General features: G+C 63.9%; 19 protein-coding genes and 1 riboswitch. Of the genes, 9 read left to right on the top strand and 10 right to left on the bottom strand.

Translation table 11 applies throughout. From position 1 onward, the window contains the following. Window positions 1–21: 21 nt before the first annotated feature. A riboswitch (cobalamin riboswitch) is annotated at window positions 22–107 on the bottom strand. 74 nt (window positions 108–181) lie between these two features. The 7 genes from cobG to G4D79_RS19535 all read left to right on the top strand — a co-directional run bounded on the left by cobG (window position 182) and on the right by G4D79_RS19535 (window position 5,145). Continuing rightward, window positions 182–1,324 carry a precorrin-3B synthase gene (gene cobG / locus G4D79_RS19565; protein WP_042450957.1) on the top strand — a complete coding sequence of 381 codons (1,143 nt, stop codon included), beginning with the start codon at window positions 182–184 and terminating at the stop codon, window positions 1,322–1,324. 19 nt (window positions 1,325–1,343) lie between these two features. Beyond that, window positions 1,344–1,970 (top strand): precorrin-8X methylmutase, encoded by a 627-nt coding sequence (locus tag G4D79_RS19560; RefSeq protein ID WP_007729839.1) that lies wholly within the window; start codon window positions 1,344–1,346, stop codon window positions 1,968–1,970. Continuing rightward, window positions 1,967–3,454 (top strand): precorrin-3B C(17)-methyltransferase, encoded by a 1,488-nt coding sequence (gene cobJ, locus G4D79_RS19555; protein ID WP_099698329.1) that lies wholly within the window; start codon window positions 1,967–1,969, stop codon window positions 3,452–3,454. The genes G4D79_RS19560 and cobJ overlap by 4 nt, the downstream gene beginning before the upstream one ends. 26 nt (window positions 3,455–3,480) lie before the next feature. Beyond that, on the top strand, window positions 3,481–3,840 hold the full coding sequence (locus tag G4D79_RS19550) for an HNH endonuclease (protein ID WP_099698328.1): 360 nt from the start codon (window positions 3,481–3,483) through the stop codon (window positions 3,838–3,840). Continuing rightward, window positions 3,837–4,241 (top strand): hypothetical protein, encoded by a 405-nt coding sequence (locus G4D79_RS19545; RefSeq protein WP_099698327.1) that lies wholly within the window; start codon window positions 3,837–3,839, stop codon window positions 4,239–4,241. The genes G4D79_RS19550 and G4D79_RS19545 overlap by 4 nt, the downstream gene beginning before the upstream one ends. Next, complete coding sequence (locus tag G4D79_RS19540) at window positions 4,238–4,477, top strand: PLDc N-terminal domain-containing protein (protein ID WP_099698326.1); 240 nt, start codon at window positions 4,238–4,240, stop codon at window positions 4,475–4,477. The genes G4D79_RS19545 and G4D79_RS19540 overlap by 4 nt, the downstream gene beginning before the upstream one ends. A 77-nt stretch (window positions 4,478–4,554) precedes the next feature. Beyond that, complete coding sequence (locus tag G4D79_RS19535) at window positions 4,555–5,145, top strand: dihydrofolate reductase family protein (RefSeq protein WP_099698325.1); 591 nt, start codon at window positions 4,555–4,557, stop codon at window positions 5,143–5,145. Between the two features lie 445 nt (window positions 5,146–5,590). Here the strand turns inward: G4D79_RS19535 and G4D79_RS19530 are convergent, their stop codons facing one another. From G4D79_RS19530 to G4D79_RS19490, 9 genes are all read right to left on the bottom strand, one after another. Continuing rightward, entirely contained in the window at window positions 5,591–6,373 is a 783-nt protein-coding gene (locus G4D79_RS19530) for an alpha/beta hydrolase (RefSeq protein ID WP_099698324.1), read from the bottom strand. A 201-nt stretch (window positions 6,374–6,574) separates the two neighbouring features. Further along, the gene (locus tag G4D79_RS19525) at window positions 6,575–7,090 is read right to left on the bottom strand and encodes a DUF1990 family protein (RefSeq protein ID WP_099698323.1); all 516 of its coding nucleotides are present in this window, start codon (window positions 7,088–7,090) and stop codon (window positions 6,575–6,577) included. Continuing rightward, complete coding sequence (locus G4D79_RS19520; RefSeq protein ID WP_047270531.1) at window positions 7,090–7,449, bottom strand: VOC family protein; 360 nt, start codon at window positions 7,447–7,449, stop codon at window positions 7,090–7,092. The genes G4D79_RS19525 and G4D79_RS19520 overlap by 1 nt, the downstream gene beginning before the upstream one ends. Before the next feature lie 10 nt (window positions 7,450–7,459). Further along, entirely contained in the window at window positions 7,460–8,101 is a 642-nt protein-coding gene (locus tag G4D79_RS19515; RefSeq protein WP_019748499.1) for a ScbR family autoregulator-binding transcription factor, read from the bottom strand. Between the two features lie 159 nt (window positions 8,102–8,260). Further along, entirely contained in the window at window positions 8,261–9,181 is a 921-nt protein-coding gene (locus tag G4D79_RS19510) for a HAMP domain-containing protein (RefSeq protein ID WP_007729850.1), read from the bottom strand. A gap of 145 nt (window positions 9,182–9,326) precedes the next feature. After that, the gene (locus G4D79_RS19505; RefSeq protein ID WP_037126390.1) at window positions 9,327–10,100 is read right to left on the bottom strand and encodes a cobalt-precorrin-6A reductase; all 774 of its coding nucleotides are present in this window, start codon (window positions 10,098–10,100) and stop codon (window positions 9,327–9,329) included. Beyond that, entirely contained in the window at window positions 10,097–10,846 is a 750-nt protein-coding gene (cobM, locus tag G4D79_RS19500; protein ID WP_003944967.1) for a precorrin-4 C(11)-methyltransferase, read from the bottom strand. The genes G4D79_RS19505 and cobM overlap by 4 nt, the downstream gene beginning before the upstream one ends. Next, window positions 10,843–12,126, bottom strand: coding sequence for a precorrin-6y C5,15-methyltransferase (decarboxylating) subunit CbiE (gene cbiE / locus G4D79_RS19495; RefSeq protein ID WP_083057129.1), 1,284 nt, complete (start codon window positions 12,124–12,126; stop codon window positions 10,843–10,845). The genes cobM and cbiE overlap by 4 nt, the downstream gene beginning before the upstream one ends. Next, window positions 12,123–12,884, bottom strand: a complete 762-nt coding sequence (locus G4D79_RS19490) for an SDR family NAD(P)-dependent oxidoreductase (protein ID WP_075833224.1) — start codon at window positions 12,882–12,884, stop codon at window positions 12,123–12,125. Before G4D79_RS19490 ends, cbiE begins: the two co-directional genes overlap by 4 nt. A gap of 30 nt (window positions 12,885–12,914) precedes the next feature. Here G4D79_RS19490 and G4D79_RS19485 point away from each other — a divergent pair, with 30 nt between their 5' ends. Further along, window positions 12,915–13,340, top strand: a complete 426-nt coding sequence (locus tag G4D79_RS19485; protein ID WP_099698322.1) for a PPOX class F420-dependent oxidoreductase — start codon at window positions 12,915–12,917, stop codon at window positions 13,338–13,340. On the opposite strand, the gene G4D79_RS19480 is transcribed toward G4D79_RS19485, so the two are convergent. After that, window positions 13,341–14,477, bottom strand: coding sequence for a Xaa-Pro peptidase family protein (locus G4D79_RS19480; protein WP_099698321.1), 1,137 nt, complete (start codon window positions 14,475–14,477; stop codon window positions 13,341–13,343). It abuts the gene before it with no gap. Window positions 14,478–14,514: 37 nt separating this feature from the next. Between G4D79_RS19480 and G4D79_RS19475 the strand changes: the two genes are divergently transcribed. Continuing rightward, window positions 14,515–15,480, top strand: coding sequence for a 5'-3' exonuclease (locus G4D79_RS19475; protein WP_099698334.1), 966 nt, complete (start codon window positions 14,515–14,517; stop codon window positions 15,478–15,480).

The following is a 15,480-nucleotide window of genomic DNA, read 5'->3' as shown; positions in this document are numbered from 1 at the left end:
TGTCATCGACGGCGGTTGAGGGTCTGACTCGTGTTTCCGAGCGGAAACACGTCCCGCTCGAGCAACACTCACAGTGGCGCGACCGCACCGGACTTTCACCGGTTTCCTCAACTGCCGTCACTGGTGGTGGTGATGCTACCGGTCCGCAGAAGGCACTCATGACAGGTCGTACCCTGGAGCCATGCCCACGGACCGTTCACAGCCAGACGCGTGCCCGGGTGCACTGCAAGTTCACCACGCCGCCGACGGCGCATTGGCACGCGTGCGCCTACCCGGCGGACTCCTCACCCCCACCCAGTTGCAGACGCTCGCCGACGCGGCGCGCGATCTCGGCAACGGGCAGATGGAACTCACCTCGAGGGGCAACGTACAACTGCGCTCGGTCTCGGATCCCGAAGCCTTCGCAGCGCGAATCGCGTCGGCCGGCCTGCTGCCGTCCGCGACGCACGAGCGAGTGCGCAACATCCTCGCGTCCCCACTGTCCGGCCGTATCGGGGGCGTAGCCGACATTCGTGAACTGGTCCACCGTCTCGATTCGGCGATCCAAGCAGATCAAGCATTGGCGGATCTGCCAGGGCGAACCCTGTTCACCCTCGACGACGGGCGCGGAGACATCACCGGGCTACGGGGCGATTTCGGACTCCATGCGCGCAGCGCCACCGAGCATTCACTGGTGCTCGCCGGTCACCACACCACTCATCTCGTCCAGGCGGACGACGCCGTCGAATTGCTCCTCGAGGCGGCTCGATCATTCCTCGACGTTCGCGACAAGCACTGGCGCCTGGCCGAGGTTCCGGACGGAATCGAACGCACCCTCGAGCAGCTGGGTCTGAGCGCCGAGTCCACCGGTGCTGCGGACCTCACGCCGGATGCACGGCCTACTATCGGCTGGCTCGAGCAGCGCGACGGGACCGTAGCTCTGGGCGGCGGCCTGCGATTCGGGCTGCTCGACGCTCGGCTGGCCGAGTTCCTCGCAGCCGTCGACAAGCCCGTCGTCGTGACACCGTGGCGATCGGTGCATATCTTCGACCTCGACGAATGGGCAGCCGAGCAGGTAGTCCGGGTGCTGGCACCCATGGGGTTGATCTTCGACGAGAACTCACCGTGGCTCGAGGTCACCGCCTGCACCGGAAGTCCGGGATGCGAGAAGTCGCTCGCCGACGTGCGCGCCGACGCGATCACCGCCGTCGAGCAGGCAGAACTTCCGGTTGTCGGGCGCCAGCACTGGGCCGGGTGCGACCGCAGCTGCGGACGTCCCCGCGGGGACGTAGCGGATGTGATCGCGACGGGTGACGGTTACCGGGTGAATCCGCCCGATCGGTGATGCCTCTATCGTGTGGCACATGATCGAGTACATCCGTGACGGCGCGGAAATCTATCGCCAGTCCTTTGCCACCATTCGGGCCGAAGCCGACCTGAGCCGTTTCCCGGCGGATGTCTCGCAAGCTGTAGTGCGCATGATTCATGCAAGTGGCCAGGTCGATCTCGTCGACGACGTCGCCTTCACACCCGGTGTCGTCTCGGCTGCGCGCGCAGCTCTGCGCGACGGCGCGCCGATTTTCTGCGACGCCCAGATGGTGGCTGCCGGCATCACGCGCAAGCGTCTGCCCGCCGGCAACGACGTCATCTGCACCCTCGGCGATCCGCGGGTTCCCGTGCTGGCGTCGACCATCGACAACACTCGCTCGGCGGCTGCTCTCGAACTGTGGGGAGCCAAGCTCGAGGGCGCTGTTGTCGCGATCGGAAACGCACCCACCGCACTGTTCCATCTCCTGAACCTCATCGAAGCCGGAGCGCCCCGTCCGGCCGCCATCGTCGGAGGTCCGGTCGGCTTCATCGGCGCTGCCGAGTCGAAGGAAGCCCTCATCGAACACGCCAGCGGGATCGATCATCTCGTTCTCCGCGGCCGACGCGGCGGCAGCGCGATCACCGCCGCCGTCGTCAATGCGATTGCGAGCGAAGTCGAATGAGTGCAGGCAAGCTCTGGGGTGTCGGTATCGGCCCCGGCGATCCCGAATTGGTGACCGTCAAGGCCGCCCGCGTCATCGGCGAGGCCGATGTGGTTGCGTTCCACTCCGCGCGGCACGGCAAGAGCATCTCCCGCGGAGTTGCAGCGCCGTACACGCGCGAAGGACAGATCGAAGAACACCTCGTCTACCCCGTGACCACCGAGACCGTTGATCATCCCGGCGGATACCAGGGCGCGATGGACGAGTTCTACGAAGCAGCTGCCGAACGGCTGGCAGTTCACCTCGCGGCCGGTCGAACCGTCGCGTTGCTCGCCGCCGGCGATCCGCTCTTCTACAGCTCCTACATGCACATGCACAAGAGACTGGCCGATCGCTTCGACGCCGAAGTGATTCCCGGCGTCACCTCCGTCAGCGCGGCATCTGCTGCACTCGGAAAGCCGCTGGTCGAGGGTGAAGAGATCCTCACGATCCTGCCCGGAACGTTGCCGCAGGCCGAGCTGACCAGGCGGCTCAAGGAAACCGACGCCGCGGCCATCCTCAAGCTCGGACGCACGTTCCCGCCAGTCCTGCAATCGCTCGAGGATTCCGGCCGACTGGGCGAAGCGCACTACGTCGAGCGTGCGAGCACCACACGTCAACGCGTCGAATCCGCTGCCGAGGTCGACCCGGACGGAGTTCCGTACTTTTCGATCGCCATCGTTCCGAGCCCGTCGAACAACCCTCGACCTGCGACCGAGTCTCGCGGCGAGGTGGTCGTGGTCGGACTCGGGCCGGGCGACACCGCCTGGACCACACCCGAAGTGGCGCATGAGCTTTCGTTGGCAACCGACCTCGTCGGCTACGGCCCGTACGTCGATCGCGTGCCGACGCGTCCGGGCCAGCGTCGCCATTCCAGCGACAACCGCGTCGAAGCCGAACGCGCCGCGATGGCGTTGGACCTGGCGAAGAACGGCGCCCGTGTAGCTGTCGTCTCATCGGGAGATCCCGGTGTATTCGCCATGGCTGCAGCAGTTCTCGAAGTTGCCGCCGAAGACCAGTGGCGCGGGGTCCCGGTCCGCATCCTTCCCGGCATGACGGCGGCAAACGCTGTCGCCAGTCGCGTCGGCGCTCCCCTCGGGCACGACTATGCGGTGCTCTCGTTGTCTGATCGCCTCAAGCCGTGGGATGTCGTCGCGCGCCGTATTTCGGCAGTTGCAGCCGCAGACATGGCATTTGCGGTCTACAACCCGGCGTCCAAGTCTCGGACGTGGCAGGTCCAAGCCATGAAGGACCTCGTGCTCGAGCACCGCTCCCCCGAGACTCCCGTCGTCATCGGGCGCGATGTTGCCGGTGCCGAGGAATCAGTTCGCGTCGTGACCCTCGGCGAGCTCGAGCCTTCCGAGATCGACATGCGAACTCTGCTGATCGTCGGCTCCTCGATGACGACGGTCGTCGAAACCGGTTCGGGCCGTCAGGTGTTCACCCCGCGGCGCTACCCGGAGTGAACGCCGCACGGCGATAGCATGGCCTCATGCCCGTCAACCGGACCCGGAAAGCCAGATACGCGCGTAGGCGCAAACGCCGAATGGATCTGATGGAGCACGACCTGTCCGTCGAGCAGTGGTCCGCGCTCAAAGCGGCCTGGGGTGGCTGCGCGTACTGCGGCGAGCCGGACGAGTCGCCGCAGCGTGACTGTGTGCTGGCGATCTCCCGCGGTGGGCGCTACACGCTCGACAACATCGCACCGGCGTGCCGCTCGTGCAATGCAAGCAAATGCACCAGCGAGGTCACTCTCTGGTTGCGGCGCAAGGGGTATGACGAGAAGGCCTTCCTCCTGCGACACGCGGAGATAGGTATCGAGATGAGGGCGCAGTTCTCGGAGCAGTCGTGACGGCCCCGGACGAGTTGCGCCTGATTCTCGACGAGCTCATGGAGTTCGAACCTCTGTTTCACCGAACTCGAGTAGCGATGTCACGAGACGAGTTCGATGCGGTCGTCGACCCGCAGTTCCGGGAGATCGGAGCCTCCGGCGCTCGATACACCCGCGACTACGTGCAGTCGGTAGTTGAGCGCCGACGCCTCCGCGGCGAGGTGAACGACGCCGCCGAACTCGGGTGGACGGCTGACCGGCCAGCGCTGAGCCGGATTGCGCCTGACACGTATCTGGTGACGTACCGGCTGGCGCAAGCGCAACGAGTTACCGAGCGATCATCCATCTGGCGGTTCACCGAGAATCGATGGAGCGTGTTGTTTCATCAAGGCACAGTCGTCGAAAGTGGTCTGGAAGCGTGAACGAATCGACCCCCAACCCCACCATTCCGCTTAGGATGGACATCACCTTCACCGTCTTCGTTCTTGCCTGGATCTTCATCACGATTAGCGCGCTCGTGGCGATCGTGCGCACCGATTTCGACCGCTTGGGGAGCAAATTCTGGTGGTCGGCACTGGTGATCGCGGTGCCTGTACTCGGTGCGCTCGTCTGGTTACTGTTCGGTCGACCCCCGCGTGACTCCAGGTCCCGAACCTGATCTACACCGACGGCCCGGCAGTAGTCTGAGTACGGTCCGGTGCTGTCACTCTGCGCGTATCAGGGGAGAACAACGAGATGAGACCACTTCGATACTCGATCAACGTCACCCTCGACGGCTGCTGCCATCACGAGGCGGGGCTTCCACCCGACGAGGAGTCGATGCGCTACTGGACCGCTCAGATGGAACGAGCCGATGCTTTGCTGTTCGGCCGGGTGACCTACGAGATGATGGAGTCGGCGTGGCGGCGGCCCGCAACGGGGGCGTGGCCTGACTGGATGGACGAGTGGGAGATCCCGTTCGCCGAGGCAATGGACCGGGCTAAGAAGTACGTCGTGTCGAGCACGCTGAGCGGGGTCGATTGGAATGCCGAACTCGTGCAAGGCGACTTGGGGTCAGCGATTCAACGGCTCAAGGAGCAGCCCGGCGAAGGTCTGTGGGTTGGCGGCGTGACACTCCCCCTGGCATTGGCAGACCTGGGACTGATCGACGAGTACGAGTTCGTTGTGCAACCGGTCCTTGCCGGACACGGACCGACGTTGCTCGCCGGTCTGCGCAAGCGCATCCAGCTCGAGCTCGTCGATCGCAACGAGTTCCAGTCGGGTGCAGTCGCCGTGCGATATCGGCCCACTCAAGTACCGCCCCCAGGTCAGGTATCGGACGGTTAGTCGACGCATGGCTGGACATGCGCGGTTGAAAGACATGTCGTCGCCTCAGGTCGGACACGAGAAAGTTTCCAGTCTTGTTCGATGTTCGGTATTGACCGGACACTCGGCACAGCACGAGCATTAGCCACCGAAGTCTCCGGACAACCCTCGACGAGATCGAAGCATCGAACTGGATCACGAACAAGTTCTTTCCGCCCGGCGGACCGTAAGGACATATGTCGCCATCGAGCGCCTCAGCAAAAATGGCCAAGCTGGACGGCTACTAGCGAGCGAAGGATCGAAATCGCCACCATCGCGAGCGCCACAAAAATGATCATCTGAAAAGCTTCGGTCAAATCGATGCAGGATTCGGTGACGCCACTACTTCGGGTCTTGCTGAGAAACGAAACCTGGTCGAGATCGTATCGGCGTCCGACACAGGCCGGACGCCGATACGTGTTTCACGTCAGCTCATGGGAGCGCCGGCGCTCCCGCCGAGGTGGCGGGCGAAGAACCGAGCCGAACTGTCGCGCTCGTAGTCGGGCACCGGATAGTGCCTGCCCGAGTAGGCGTGCAGCGTCTTCTCCGTCGAGCCGAAGGCATCGAACAACGCTACCCCTGACGTGCGGTCGTAATCCTTGTCGTCCCAAGGGATCCGGTACTCCACTGGGGCCGTGAGCTTTCGTGCCGCTTCGATGAGGGAGTCGTCCACAAAAACTCCACCGAAGCTCACGGCAGCGATCCTGGATTCGACCGGGGCCAACATCAGCCCGGTCACGACCCCTAGCGACACGCCGCCGAAGCCGATCGGAGCGTCGGCGTCGACGTCGGGCAGCGTTTGCAGAGCGTCGATGGTCGCCTGCCATTCCGGCACTGCACGCTCCGCCAGCGACCGGTTGTACTCGACGACGATCGGGGCGATCGGCTCGTGAGCCGCCCGGGCCTGGTGGATCGCCTCGACCCAGTGTTCGTCCTGCGCGTTGCGCGGCCGGTCGCCGTGTCCGGGCGCGTCGATCGCGGCGACTGTGAACCCGTGGGAGCTCACGCTGTGGAGTGCGCTGGCAACCAGTCCTGGTGCCTTCTTGTGCATGCCGCCGGAGTGCCCGGACAGCAGAAGGGGTGATTCGACAGATCCGGACGCGAGTGACCAGAGCACGCCGGTGATGTCGTCTACAACGAAATGGCGTTCGATGACACCGTTCGACGTTGTCTCGGAAGTGAATTCGATGGTCGGAGAATTGGATTGCATGGTGTTACCTTTCGGGATTGCCTACTCGAGGCGCTCCCGGCGACACCTACGTCAATCGCCGATCCGTGAACACGAGTGGGAGCACCCATATGGTTACTGCGTTCATGGGTCTCACCTCCTGGCGTGTTGTCACGGTCTCGCACAAGCTATCAACCCGAACCGAAGCTCGTCCAATCATTTTTCCAGCGCGCCCGGCAGCGGTCATACCCGCGATCGGGCGACGCTCTCGCGGACGGCACGGATGTAGCGGCGCGTGACAAACGCCTGTACTCGACGTCCGATCGGAGCGCCGAGAAGCACCCACCACGTTCCGGGCTTGGAGAACGCAACGATCTCGATACGAACCGCTTGGCTGGCCTCGTCGAACTGGACGACAAACAATTCCTCCCCGCATTCGGGGTGGCCCGCGCGGGTTCCGTACGCGAAGCCCTTGCGATTGGGTTCGTCTACGACATAGACGATCCGAACGGGGATAGTCACCGGACCAAGTCCGAAAGTCGCATCCTGACCCGCCACGGCGGTCAGGGCTGCCGTCCGTACGGCCAGTCCGGCTCCGCGGTGCATTCCCCAATTCGCGACGGTTCGAGCGGCAACCTCGAAATCCTCCCGTCCGGATCCGACCGTCGCGCTCTCGTGAACGTGGTGATAGCCGGCGGGGAGAACGCCTGACGTTGCGCCCACCTCGAGGTACGTCAGCCCGCCCGGGCGGGACGCCATCATTGCTCGCGTCGGTGGCTGAGGATGTTGATCACGTGGCCGTCCGGGTCAGAAGCGAAGAACCTGCGGACCCCCCACGGCTCCTCGGTGACGGGATAGACGATGGTATCGCCGCGCTGCACCGCGGCCTCGTACGCCGCGTCGAGATCATCCACCTCGACGGAGACGTCCGGTACTACGGGCGCATGAGCGTCGTGTGTCATGACGCTGATCTGCAATGACGGATCCGTCGGCGAAGCCAACGTCACGATCCACCCGTGATCCATGACAACTTCGAGGCCCAGCACTTCGGTGTAGAAGCGCTGCGCGGCCTCGAGCGAACTACTCGACAGATCCGAAACTATCCGCGTGACGGCCATGTCCCGCAGGTTACGCCGCCGCCGGAGTCCACCGCGACTTGACGAGGCGCTCGATGTCACCGGAAAGTTCGTCGCTGACGATCCCCGGAAGCAGGATCTGCCACATCTCGTCGACACGATCCGGAAGATCCGAGCGTCGGGTGAGAACGTTCGAAACCAGCTGTACCCCCGTGAATGCCGAGGGCATGAACCTGCCGAACGATTCTGCGCTGACCGATTTTCGGATTTCACCTTCCGCCTGAGCTCTGGCGGTGAGATCGGTGATTGCCGAGATCCATTCGGCGTACGGTTCCACCGGCCCCTCGTACGTGCTCAGTTCCAGCGTGAGGCGAATACCCGCGCGAACGATCGGCTCGTCGACAATCTGGCGTGCCATTTCGTGCGTGAGCATGATCATCTGTTCCAACGGGTCCTTGCCCGTCGCGGAAATCGCCTGCACCGACTCGATCGAGAGCCGATGCTGTTCGGCAATGATGAATTGCGCGAGCTCGTCCTTCGACGCGAAATGGAAATACAACGCGCCCTTGGTAGTACCGGCCCCCGAGACTATGTCGGCCATGCTGGTGCTGCCGTAACCAGTCTTCTCGAACTGCGCGGCCGCGCCGGCAACGATTTGCTGCCGAGTCAGCTCGGCGCGTGCTTGCTTGACCACTGAATCCCTCTCGTCCTCCAAAGGCCCCCGCCCAGCAAACCCCACGGTTCGCGCCACATTCCAGCTATACCCAAAAACTTCACAATTGCCCCACATTACCAGCGCTCCTTCCATTGCTTCAATTACGAATGCAACAAAGTCGCTGGTCAGACGTCCGATTTAGAGGGAATCTCCTCTCCCCAACGTGCTTTCGTCAACCCGCGCACGGTCCACCAACTCTCCGACGAGGAGCGTCAACTCCATCATCTGGTCGGTGATTTCCTCACGCAGCTGCGTTGCATCCGCCTCGGAAATCGCGCCGGACTTGGTATCGAAAGACATCAACAACTCGATATTGGTGCGAAGTGCAGTCAAAGGAGCCAGAAGGTCCTGGCCCGCTTCGGTGATCAGACTTCTCTGGCGTGCCCGCGATTCCGACAACGTCCCGAGCATCCGATTGAAACTGACTGTCAACGACGCCAACTCGTCGTCACCGGTCACCGGGATCGGCGCAAGATCATCCGTTTCGGCGACCCGCCGCGTCGCCGCAGTAAGTCGCGCAATTGGCCGTAATCCTGTGCGTGCCACAGCATCTCCGGCCGCGTAGGCTAGGGCGATTCCGGCCGCCCCGAGTGCCGCCAACACCACTGCCAGTCGCTTGAGTACCGAACGCGTCGGCCCCAGGGATTGCGCGACAACCAAAGTCTGGCCCGCAACCGAGGGCTCGACCAGAATTCGATACGCATCAACGGTCGCGATTGTCTGCGACGAATTGCCGTCTGCGATCGACCTGATGGCGTCTGCGCTCGTGCTGAACGGCGGCAGACCGGGAGTCGCCGTCACCAAGGCGCCGTCGGCAGTAAGAAGCCCCACCGCCTGGATGACCGCTGTATCCGCGCCGGCCGTCAATCCCAGAACCGGTGTGACACCGCCGAAATTGACGGTGTCGGTGATCGCGTCACTCGTGCGCTCGAGTTGCCGATCGACGTTGCCTTGCAAATACGCGTTGAACACTATGTACACCGCCGACGCCGACACGATCACCGCGATCGCCACCAGGCCTGCAGTCAGCAATTTCACGCGAGCATGGAGCGTCCGCACGTGAATTCCCGATGGTTTTCGACGGCTCATTCCGGGAACCGACACTCTCATGCGCGGTCCCGCAGTGCGGCGTCGAAAAATCCCAACATCCCTCCAGTATGGTCACGGAACCTTAGACGAACCTGAAGCGAACGCGATGTCGGCCTCACAGCGCCGTTCCACGACCGAAAGCCGTGAGCCAGTCCATCGCCTCGGCTTCGGTATCGAATGCCGGGACGGTCGCCGGGATCGGTGGTCGTTCGACGACGATCACCGGGATCGACAATTGCCTGGCTGCGGCGATCTTTGCGTACGTCTGCTCGCCGCCACTGTTCTTGGTGATCACGACGTCGATGCTGTGAGTTCGCATCAGATCGACCTCCGCTTCGATGTCGAATGGACCACGTGCGAGCAGCAATTGCGAGTGAGGCGGCAATGTCCCCGAAGGCGGATCGATCGAGCGCACGAGAAACGAGACGCTCTTCACGCGGTCGAACGCCGAAACTCCTTGCCTCCCGATCGTCAGAAAAGCGCGTGAGCCGACCGTCGGCACCAACTCTGCGGCGTGATCGAGATCGTGTGCCGGAAGCCAAGTGTCACCGAGTTGCTCGCGCCAGGGCGGGCGTCGGTACATGGCGTACGGCACGGAATTCGCAAGGCACGCTTCGAACGCATTCTGGGTGATGCGAGCGGCAAACGGATGCGTGGCGTCGAGCACTGCACGAATATCATTGGCCGACAACCACTCCGACAGCCCTTCGGCTCCCCCGAACCCGCCGATACGCACTTCCCCCTCCGGCCATCGAGGATCACGAACCCGGCCGGCCAGCGATGTGACAACCTCGAGGTCGGCTGAACCGGCCAAGCGAGAAGCGATCACTCGACCTTCGCCTGTGCCGCCGAGCAGGAGTACGCGGCGACGAGTACCTGTCGAGGTCAGTGTGTGCTTCTCTCGCGCGCTGCCGAGTAGAGGTAGCTGTCCGGAAACCCCTCCGCAGTCAACACTCGGCCGACGATCACGACGGCCGTCTTCGTGATGCCGGCCGCATGAACAAGTTCGACGATCGTCTTCAAAGTGCCTCGAACAACGATCTCCTCGGGCCGTGAGGCGAAGGCGACCACCGCGACCGGGCAGTCCTCGCCGTAATTGTCGGCCAACTCGGATGCGATCTGTTCGATGCGATGAGCGCCGAGGTGAATCACCATCGTCGCGCCGCTGCGGCCGAGGGACCGCAGATCCTCGCCCTCCGGCATCGCCGTCGACAAGGTGGAGACTCGGGTGAGAACAATGGTCTGCGAGACGCCTGGGACAGTCAGCTCGCGCCCCAGCGCGGCTGCAGCCGCGGTAAATGCAGGAACACCGGGAATCATGTCGAAATCGACTCCTGCGGCGTCCAGGCGACGAGCTTGCTCTGCCACTGCACTGAAGATCGACGGATCACCGGAATGCAAACGCGCGACGTCCAGCCCAGCGGAATCCGCTTCGACAAGAATCGCGGTGATCTCGTCCAGGCTCAGCCGAGCAGTGTCCACGACCTGAGCTCCGACCGGGCACCACTCGAGCAACTCCGCTGGAACAAGGCTGCCTGCGTACAAGCACACAGGGCTCGCAGCGATGATCCGTTGCGCGCGGACAGTGATCAAATCTGCCGCACCGGGACCCGCACCGATGAAATGAACGGTCATTGTGTGGATTCCTCCGGCGTATCTGTGTCTGCGCCTGCAGACGGCTGACGTTTTGTGACGGACCATTGGACCACCGGAAGTTGCGGTCGCCAAACGTTGAACGTTCCCAACGGCTCGGCGCGCTGCACCTGAAAGCGTCGAAGCGTCCCACCATGGCGACTCATCCAGCCGAGCAGCAACGATTCGGACTCGGCGGTCACGGCGTTCGCGACCAGACGACCACCCACGCTCAACTGCTCCCAGCACGCTTCGAGCATTCCCGGTTGCGTGACGCCGCCGCCGACGAACACCGCATCGGGACGTCGAGTTTCGTCCGCAAACGCCTCCGGCGCGGCCCCTTTCACGTTCAACGCGGGCACGCCGAGATTGAGTGCATTGGCACCGATCTGCGACACGCGGCTCGCCACCTTCTCGAATGTTGTTGCAGTGCAACGTGGGTGAGTTCGCATCCACTCGATGGCGACGGTTCCCGACCCACCGCCCACGTCCCAGAGGTGTTCTCCCGGCGCCGGGGCAAGCGCGCACAACGTCAACGCACGGATCTCCTGCTTCGTCATCTGACCGTCGCCGACAAAAGCAGCATCCGGTAGCCCCGGGATTCGAGTCAGCCGCAAGAGAGGATCGGCCGCGATGCACTCGACGGCCAGAACGTTCAACGCGTCCACGTCCTCGTCCGCGTGATCCCACTCGTCTGCGACCATGACGGTCCGCGATTCCCCGGCCCCGCCCAGCTGGGCCAGCACGGTCACGATCGATCGACCGAAGCCCGCGCCGGACAACAGACGTGCCACCTCCCCCGGTGTCGAGCGCCCGTTGCTCAACACCAGCAGTCGCGCACCAGAAGTCACGGAAGCCAATACTGTCGCCGAGTCTCGGTTGACCAGGCTCACGACGTCGATCTCGGCCGATGCCCATCCCATTCGCGCGCTCGCCAACGCCACCGACGACGGGTGCGAGATCACTCGCACGTTGTCCGCGCCGAGCAGCCGGACCAACGTGACACCGAGGCCGTGGAACATCGGGTCACCACTGGCGAGAACACATACTTTGCGGTCCGCGTTCTCGGCGAACATCGACGGCAACGCCGGAATCATCGGAGACGGCCAGGTGAGCCTGGTGGGCGCACGCCGTGCCCCGAGATGTGTCGCCGGGACCAAGTCCAATTGGCGCGGCGACCCCATCAGGACCTCCGCACCGAGGATTGCGCCCTTTGCGCTCTCGGACAGCCCGTCCCAGCCGTCGGCGCCGATGCCGACGATCACCACCGGGTGTGTGGTCATCGCGGCATCCGGCGCCAGATCGTCTGAGGCAGAAGCCGCATGACGAAGAACACCGGCTGCAGAATTCGCGGAACCCACACACGCGTCGCCCCGGATTTCAGTCCCCGTACGACGGCGTCGGCGACCTGCGACGGAGTGCTCGACATCGGGGCAGGCGACATTCCCTCGGTCATCTTCCCGATGACGAACCCTGGCCGTACCAGCATCAACTGGACGCCCGAACCGTGCAGCGCGTCGCCGAGACCGCTGGCAAAACCGTCCAAGCCGGCCTTTGCGCTCCCGTAGACGTAGTTGGCGCGGCGAACCCGGACGCCGGCGACGGACGAGAACACCACGATCTTTCCGGTTCCCTGTCGGCGCATGATCTCTGCGAGGTGGGTGAGGATGCTGACCTGTGCCACGTAGTCGGTGTGCACCACCGCGACCGCGTGCGCCGAGTCGGTTTCGGCACGCGCCTGATCGCCGAGAATTCCGAAGGCCAGCACTGCAATCGAAATCCGGCCGTGCTCGGCGACGACGGCGCCCAGGAGCTCTCCGTGAGTGTCCACGGCGTCGGCGTCGAACTCGACGGTGGAGACGTCGACAGCGCCGGCGTTTTTGAGCATCTGCTCCTGCTCCGACAGCTCTCCGCTGCGTCTGGCAGCCAGAACGATGTTGCGGCCCGGCGCGAGCCTGACCGCGATCTCGAGGCCGATCTCACTTCGTCCGCCGAGGAGCAGTACCGTCTCGATGTCATTCACGTTCGCACCCGCAGTCACCGCTCCAGTGTCCTGGATTACCGTCGTGGCATGACGCTCACCCCCTCCACCACGCCATCGTCACAGCAGACTCTCACCGAAGACGGGCTGAAGTTCGTCGGTGAATACCACCTCGCGACACTCACGACGTTGCGTCCGAACGGCACCCCACACGTCGTTGCCGTCGGGTTCACCTGGGACCAGGAAGCCGGAAAGGCGCGCGTGATCACCAGCGGTGGCTCACAGAAGGCGATCAACGCAGCGCGTGGCGGATACGCCGCCGTCAGTTCGGTCGACGGTGGCCGTTGGCTCACGCTCGAGGGGCCGGCACGCGTGCTCACCGACGCGGACTCCGTGGCCGACGCCGTTCGGCGCTATGCCGAGCGGTACCGCCAGCCACGGGTCAATCCCGCGCGCGTGGTCATCGAAATCGACGTCACACGCATACTCGGGTCCGCTGCGTTAAAGGAAAGCTGATCAGGCGAGGACAGTCAGGCCGTGCGGACGGTTGTTGAACGACTCGCAACCGTCGGCGGTCACGACGACGATGTCCTCGATACGGGCACCCCAACTGCCGCGGAAGTAGATTCCCGGTTCGATGCTGAAGGCCATACCTTCGACGAGTTCGATGGCGTTGCCCTCGACGATGTACGGCTCCTCGTGCACGGACAGCCCGATACCGTGACCGGTGCGGTGAACGAATACCTCTGCAAGCCCTTGTGCGGCAAGCACTTCGCGAGCTGCAACGTCCACGGATTCTGCGGAGATTCCTGGCCGCACCGAATCGACCGCAGCCTGCTGCGCCGCCTCGAGTACCGCGAACTGTGCGGCAACCTCCGCGGACGGCTGCCCCATGCTGTACGTGCGAGTGGAGTCCGAGTTGTATCCGGGCTCGACCGGTCCGCCGATGTCGATGACCACGATATCGCCGCTCTCGATCACCCGGTCCGAAACCTCGTGATGCGGATCGGCGCCGTGCGGGCCCGAACCGACAATCACGAACGCGGCCTCGGTGTGCCCCTCTTCGAGAATCGCCGCCGAAATCGCTTCGCCTACTTCAGCTTCCGTACGTCCGACGACCAAGAACTCGGCCATGCGGGCGTGAACACGGTCGATGGCCGCACCGGCTCGCCGCAACGCCTCGATCTCGGCGCCGTCCTTGACCATCCGCAATTCTCGCAAGACGCCGGTGGCGAGAATCGGCAACGCGCCCAAGGTGTCTGCGAGCGGGATCAGATGCAGCGCAGGCATCGCATCCGTCACCGCCACCTTCGCGCCGGTCGGGAGTTGCGCCGCCACAATCGCATACGGGTCGACACCGTCGACCCAGTCGAGGACGGTCAACCCGAGATCGCCCACTGCCGATTCCTTCAGCGACGCCAACTCCAACCGAGGAAGTACGACGGATGCCTTCGCCGTGTCCGCGGCGATGACCAACGCGGTCAAGCGCTCGAACGAGTCAGCCCGAGAACCCGTCAGGTACCGCAGATCCGGACCGGGAGTCACCACCAGACCGTCGAGACCTGCTGATCGAGCCAACTCGGCGGCACGAGCGATACGTGCGCCGTACACGGCGCTGGAGAATCGGGAATCCTGTTCGGCTGGAGACGTCATGGCTTACAGGTTAGTGCCGACTGGCAGGATGGTGACCATGAGTGGGCCATTGCTTCTCCTCGACGGTGCCAGCCTGTGGTTTCGTGCGTTCTACGCACTGCCCGAGTCATTCGTCGACCCCGACGGCAGACCTGTCAACGCGGTGCGCGGATTCACCGACATGGTTGCTTCCCTGATCACCAAACACCAGCCGAGTCGTCTCGCGGTGTGCCTGGACTTGGACTGGCGACCGCAGTTCCGCGTCGACGCCGTTCCGACGTACAAAGCACATCGCGTCGAGGAAGGCTCTGACGGTGCGTCCGAAGAAGTTCCGGACACGTTGACGCCTCAGGTCGACATGATCATGGACGTGCTCGCTGCAGCGGGTATCGCGACGGCGGGTGCAGTCGGACTCGAAGCCGACGACGTACTGGGAACGCTTGCCGCCACCGAGCGCGAAGATCTCACCGTCGTCGTCAGTGGTGACCGAGACCTACTGCAGGTCGTCACCGACGAGTACGTGCCCGTCCGTGTCCTGTACGTGGGCCGTGGCCTGTCCAAGGCGGAACTCTTCGGACCGGTCGAGGTTGCGGAGAAGTACGGAGTACCCGGTGACCGTGCGGGCGAGGCTTACGCCGAACTCGCGGTACTGCGCGGAGACGCCTCCGACGGTCTACCCGGCATCAAGGGTGTCGGTGAGAAGACTGCGTCGACACTGATGCTCCGTTACGGCTCGTTGGCCGGACTTCGGGCGGCCGCAGCTGATCCTGAATCGGATATGGCCAAGGGGATTCGCGCAAAACTGACCTCACCTGAGGCAATGGCTTACCTTGATGCTGCGTTGCCGGTCGTACGAGTGGTTCGCGACGCGGACGTTCAGTTCTCGAAGGACGACCGACTCCCGCCGACCCCCGTCGATCCCGCACGCCTCGAGGAAGTGGCGGCCTCGCTGAACATCGAGCGCTCGGCCGGCCGGCTTGCCGCCGCGCTCGAGGCTGCGGCGGCAGTCCGTTCCGACCAATAG

Source organism: Rhodococcus sp. WY5 (assembly GCF_018588185.1).
Classification (GTDB): domain Bacteria; phylum Actinomycetota; class Actinomycetes; order Mycobacteriales; family Mycobacteriaceae; genus Rhodococcus_F; species Rhodococcus_F qingshengii.
The sequence above is the reverse complement of the archived record's forward strand: the minus strand, read 5'-3'. Positions and strand labels throughout refer to the sequence as shown.

Bases quoted from the DNA above. Each gene is read 5' to 3' on its own strand.
- G4D79_RS19560 (WP_007729839.1), top strand. From the start codon at position 1,344: ATGATCGAGTACATCCGTGACGGCGCGGAAATCTATCGCCAGTCCTTT.
- cobG (WP_042450957.1), top strand. From the start codon at position 182: ATGCCCACGGACCGTTCACAGCCAGACGCGTGCCCGGGTGCACTGCAA.
- G4D79_RS19550 (WP_099698328.1), top strand. From the start codon at position 3,481: ATGCCCGTCAACCGGACCCGGAAAGCCAGATACGCGCGTAGGCGCAAA.
- G4D79_RS19485 (WP_099698322.1), top strand. From the start codon at position 12,915: ATGACGCTCACCCCCTCCACCACGCCATCGTCACAGCAGACTCTCACC.
- G4D79_RS19535 (WP_099698325.1), top strand. From the start codon at position 4,555: ATGAGACCACTTCGATACTCGATCAACGTCACCCTCGACGGCTGCTGC.
- G4D79_RS19475 (WP_099698334.1), top strand. From the start codon at position 14,515: ATGAGTGGGCCATTGCTTCTCCTCGACGGTGCCAGCCTGTGGTTTCGT.
- cbiE (WP_083057129.1), bottom strand. From the start codon at position 12,126: ATGACCACACACCCGGTGGTGATCGTCGGCATCGGCGCCGACGGCTGG.
- G4D79_RS19520 (WP_047270531.1), bottom strand. From the start codon at position 7,449: ATGGCCGTCACGCGGATAGTTTCGGATCTGTCGAGTAGTTCGCTCGAG.
- G4D79_RS19525 (WP_099698323.1), bottom strand. From the start codon at position 7,090: ATGGCGTCCCGCCCGGGCGGGCTGACGTACCTCGAGGTGGGCGCAACG.
- cobJ (WP_099698329.1), top strand. From the start codon at position 1,967: ATGAGTGCAGGCAAGCTCTGGGGTGTCGGTATCGGCCCCGGCGATCCC.
- G4D79_RS19480 (WP_099698321.1), bottom strand. From the start codon at position 14,477: ATGACGTCTCCAGCCGAACAGGATTCCCGATTCTCCAGCGCCGTGTAC.
- cobM (WP_003944967.1), bottom strand. From the start codon at position 10,846: ATGACCGTTCATTTCATCGGTGCGGGTCCCGGTGCGGCAGATTTGATC.
- G4D79_RS19530 (WP_099698324.1), bottom strand. From the start codon at position 6,373: ATGCAATCCAATTCTCCGACCATCGAATTCACTTCCGAGACAACGTCG.